Origin of the sequence: Nocardioides sp., from assembly GCF_034670285.1 — a bacterium.
In the GTDB taxonomy this organism is placed as follows: Bacteria; Actinomycetota; Actinomycetes; order Propionibacteriales; family Nocardioidaceae; genus Nocardioides.
Genome location: NZ_JAXMNS010000518.1, coordinates 1 through 2,149, shown reverse-complemented (window position 1 = coordinate 2,149; position 2,149 = coordinate 1). Strand labels below are relative to the sequence as shown.

Below are 2,149 nucleotides of genomic sequence, written 5' to 3'. Positions count from 1 at the left end.
GCTCCGCGCGTGCCTTCCGCGGCGCCACCGCCGGAGGTCGCTCCCCCGAAGAGCTGCGCGACCTGGTCTCCCACTGGGGCGCCGAGCTCGAGCTCGCCCCGGCCGAGACGATCATCGAGTGGGCCGCCGCCACCTTCGGCGAGCGGTTCGCGATCACCTCCTCCATGGGCGACGCGGTCCTGGCCCACGTGGCCCAGAAGGTCGTGCCCGGGATCGACGTGGTCTTCCTCGACACCGGCTACCACTTCGCCGAGACCGTCGGCACCCGCGACGCCGTCGAGGCCACGATGGACGTCACCCTGCTCTCGATCACCCCGAAGCAGTCGGTTGCCGAGCAGGACGCCGAGCACGGCAAGGACCTCTACAAGACCGACCCGGACCTCTGCTGCGCCCTGCGCAAGGTGGCGCCGCTGGCCGACGCCCTGGCGCACTACGACGCCTGGGCCACCGGCTTGCGGCGTGCTGAGACCCACAACCGCGTCATCGCCCCCGTCATCGGGTGGGACGCGAAGAAGGGCAAGGTCAAGGTCTCGCCCCTGGCTCGGTGGAGCGACGAGCAGGTCGAGGCCTACATCGAGGACAACGGCGTCCTGGTGAACCCGCTCGTCTACGACGGCTACCCCTCGATCGGGTGCGCGCCCTGCACCCGGCGCGTCGCCCCCGGCGACGACCCGCGCAGCGGGCGTTGGGCCGGCACCAGCAAGACCGAGTGCGGGATCCACACCTGATCGGCACGCCCCCCGTTTGTTTGTTACCACGCAAGATCACGAGAGGAACGATTCTGATGCCTGCTCCCGCCCTGGTGGCCCTGGCCCACGCGAGCCGCGACTCGCGGACCGCATCGACCGTGACCGCCTTGGTCGCCGAGGTGAAGGCCCAGCGCCCCGACCTCCGCGTCGAGCGAGCCTTCCTCGAGAGCGCCGACGTCCCTGCTCGGGCCACCAAGCCGGCGTTCCAGACCGTCGTCGACCGCCTCGTCAAGGCCGGTCACGACGAGATCGTGATCGTGCCGCTCGCCCTCTCCGAGGTCGAGATCGACTCCGTCGAGATCGCCACGGCCCTCGCCCTCGCCACCGGACGTCACCCCGGTCTGGAGATCCGGGTCAGTGGCCTGCTCGGGCTCGAGGCCTGTTTCCTCGAGGTCCTCGACGAGCGCCTGCGCGAGGCACTGCGTGCGTCCCGGGTGCGCGAGCTGGACGCCCTGGTCCTGGCCGCCGCCGGCTCGACGGACGCGCTGGCCAACCAGTCCGTGGCACGGCTCGCCCGCCTCTGGGGCACCCATCACAAGCTCCCCGTGGCCGCGGCCTACGCCTCCAGCGCCCCTCCCGCGACCGGCGAGGCCGTGCGCGCCTTCCGCGCCGAGGGTCGCCGCCACATCGCGGTTGCCTCGCTGTTCCTCAGCCCGGGCATGCTCACCGACCGCTCGACCGAGATGGCCCTCGAGGCGGGCGCCGTCGCTGTGTCCGAGCCTCTCGGCGCGCACCCCGAGGTCGCCCGCATGGTGCTGGCTCGCTACGCCGTCGGCGCCGTGGAGCTCGTGCCGGTCTGAGCGGCGCCCAGCCGACCACTCAACCGACCACTCAACCGACCACTCAACCGACCAGGCAGCCCAGCAGACGGCCGAGCTCGGCGTCCGGGTCGAGGCTCGTGCCGCCGTGCACCGGCCCCGGCTGCAGCACCGTGCTGCGCGGGGCCTTGAGGAAGCCGAAGCGCTGGCTGGTCCTCGCCCGGCCGGCCGGTCCTGCCTCCGGGGCGCCCTCGCAGACGGCGTCGACGAACCGCAGCGAGGCGCGCAGCTGGTCGGCGTCGACGGCGCCACCCAGGGCGGCGAGCCGCGCGTCGTCGACGTGCCAGGCACTGCGCAGCGCGTCGGTGCCGTGGCAGTAGAGGACGACGCCGACGTTGAGGAACTCCTCGCGGTCGACGCGCGGCACGCAGCGCAGGACGACGTACTGATAGGCCTCCCGGGTCGGTGCGGGGGTCCCAGTCTCCTCAGGCATCTCGACCACCCGCCCCGGGGAGCCACTGCCGCGTCGCGAGCCTGGCGGTGAGGAAGTCTACGTAGGCCGTGCGGAGCGCCTCCGGGCTCTCCGCCCCGGGCACCGGCTCGAGCCACACGTCAGGCCAGAGCGATCACTTTGACCGCGCT

3 protein-coding genes are annotated in these 2,149 nt (G+C 72.6%); 2 read left to right on the top strand and 1 reads right to left on the bottom strand.

All coding sequences use genetic code 11. The annotated features are described in order from the left end of the window. Positions 1–53: 53 nt before the first annotated feature. Together VOI19_RS18465 and VOI19_RS18460 are read left to right on the top strand one after the other, a co-directional pair. Positions 54–728, top strand: coding sequence for a phosphoadenylyl-sulfate reductase (locus VOI19_RS18465; protein ID WP_416366407.1), 675 nt, complete (start codon positions 54–56; stop codon positions 726–728). 56 nt (positions 729–784) lie between these two features. Continuing rightward, positions 785–1,549: a sirohydrochlorin chelatase gene (locus VOI19_RS18460; protein WP_323794404.1), complete on the top strand. Its 765-nt coding sequence runs from the start codon at positions 785–787 to the stop codon at positions 1,547–1,549. Positions 1,550–1,592: 43 nt separating this feature from the next. Here VOI19_RS18460 and VOI19_RS18455 read toward each other — a convergent pair whose 3' ends face one another. Further along, the gene (locus VOI19_RS18455) at positions 1,593–2,000 is read right to left on the bottom strand and encodes a DUF3037 domain-containing protein (RefSeq protein WP_323794403.1); all 408 of its coding nucleotides are present in this window, start codon (positions 1,998–2,000) and stop codon (positions 1,593–1,595) included. Between the last annotated feature and the right edge of the window lie 149 nt (positions 2,001–2,149).

Coding starts and splice junctions, on each gene's coding strand:
- VOI19_RS18460 (WP_323794404.1), top strand. CDS start 785: ATGCCTGCTCCCGCCCTGGTGGCCCTGGCCCACGCGAGCCGCGACTCG.
- VOI19_RS18455 (WP_323794403.1), bottom strand. CDS start 2,000: ATGCCTGAGGAGACTGGGACCCCCGCACCGACCCGGGAGGCCTATCAG.